Origin of the sequence: Microcoleus sp. T2B6 (assembly GCF_036700475.1) — a bacterium.
Taxonomy (GTDB): Bacteria; Cyanobacteriota; Cyanobacteriia; order Cyanobacteriales; family Microcoleaceae; genus Microcoleus.
Genome location: NZ_JAUBOZ010000239.1, coordinates 1 through 1,518, shown reverse-complemented (window position 1 = coordinate 1,518; position 1,518 = coordinate 1). Strand labels below are relative to the sequence as shown.

Annotated in this window: 1 rRNA gene; it reads right to left on the bottom strand. The window is 51.5% G+C overall.

Going from position 1 to position 1,518, the window contains the following annotated elements:
* Window positions 1-1,518, bottom strand: a 23S ribosomal RNA gene (locus tag QUA00_RS36655); the annotation flags it as partial.

The window sequence follows — 1,518 nt, the reverse complement described above, 5'->3', positions numbered from 1 at the left end:
TTATGGTGTTTAGAGCTTTTCTTGGAAGCCTGACATCTACCACTTCCCTCCCGTGGGAGGTCGTACTCGTACCTCAGCTCAAGACGTTTTCTCCGTCTCTCAACACCTCGAATACTTGAACCGGTAACCAACATCCGGCTGGCGATTGCCTTCTCCGTCCCTCTGCACCAACAATGTCAGGTACGGGAATATTGACCCGTTATCCATCGACTACGCACTTCTGCCTCGCCTTAGGACCTGACTCACCCTCCGCGGACGAGCCTGGCGGAGGAACCCTTAGGGTTTCGGGGTGTAGGATTCTCACCTACATTTGCGCTACTCAAGCCGACATTCTCACTTCCGCACAGTCCACACCTGCTTGTCGCTAGTGCTTCACACCGTTGCGGAACGCTCCCCTACCAATACATGACTTTTAAATCATTTATTCCACAGCTTCGGTAGACTGCTTAGCCCCGTTCATTTTCGGCGCAGGAGCGCTAGACCAGTGAGCTATTACGCACTCTTTTAAGGGTGGCTGCTTCTAGGCAAACCTCCTGGTTGTCACTGCACTCCCACCTCCTTTATCACTTAGCAGTCATTTTGGGACCTTAGCTGGTGGTCTGGGCTGTTTCCCTCTTGACGATGAAGCTTATCCCCCACCGTCTGACTGGCCGAGTACCAGTTTAGTATTCAGAGTTTGCCTCGATTTGGTACCGCTCTCGCAGCCCGCACCGAAACAGTGCTTTACCCCTAAACTTAATCTCGACCGCTGTGCCTCAACACATTTCGGGGAGAACCAGCTAGCTCCGGGTTCGATTGGCATTTCACCCCTAACCACACCTCATCCGCTGATTTTTCAACATCAGTCGGTTCGGACCTCCACTTGGTGTTACCCAAGCTTCATCCTGGACATGGTTAGATCACCCGGGTTCGGGTCTATAAACAGTGACCTGTGCTTTCACACGGGCGCTCTTGTCAAACTCGCTTTCGCTTTGGCTGCAACCCATAGGGTCTTAACCTGCCACTGCCTATAACTCGCCGGCTCATGCTTCAACAGGCACGCGGTCAGACGTTAAATCGTCCTCCCACTGCTTGTAAGCTAACGGTTTCATGTTCTATTTCACTCCCCTTCCGGGGTTCTTTTCACCTTTCCCTCGCGGTACTGGTTCACTATCGGTCACACAGTAGTATTTAGCCTTACGAGATGGTCCTCGCTGATTCACACGGGATTTCACGGGCCCCGTGCTACTCGGGATACAGTCACGCTCTTTTCTACTTTCGACTACAGGACTTTCACCTTCTCTGGTGCAGCTTTCAACTGCTTTGTCTAGCTTGAAGATACGTTAATTGACTGTCCCACGACCCCAGAAGTAAAAACCTCTGGTTTAGGCTGTTTCCCGTTCGCTCACCACTACTTGGGAAATCGCTATTGCTTTCTCTTCCTCCAGCTACTAAGATGTTTCAATTCGCTGGGTTCGCCGCTATCAGTCTATGTATTCAACTGATGCTTACTGGGTTGCCCCATTCGGACATCTCCGG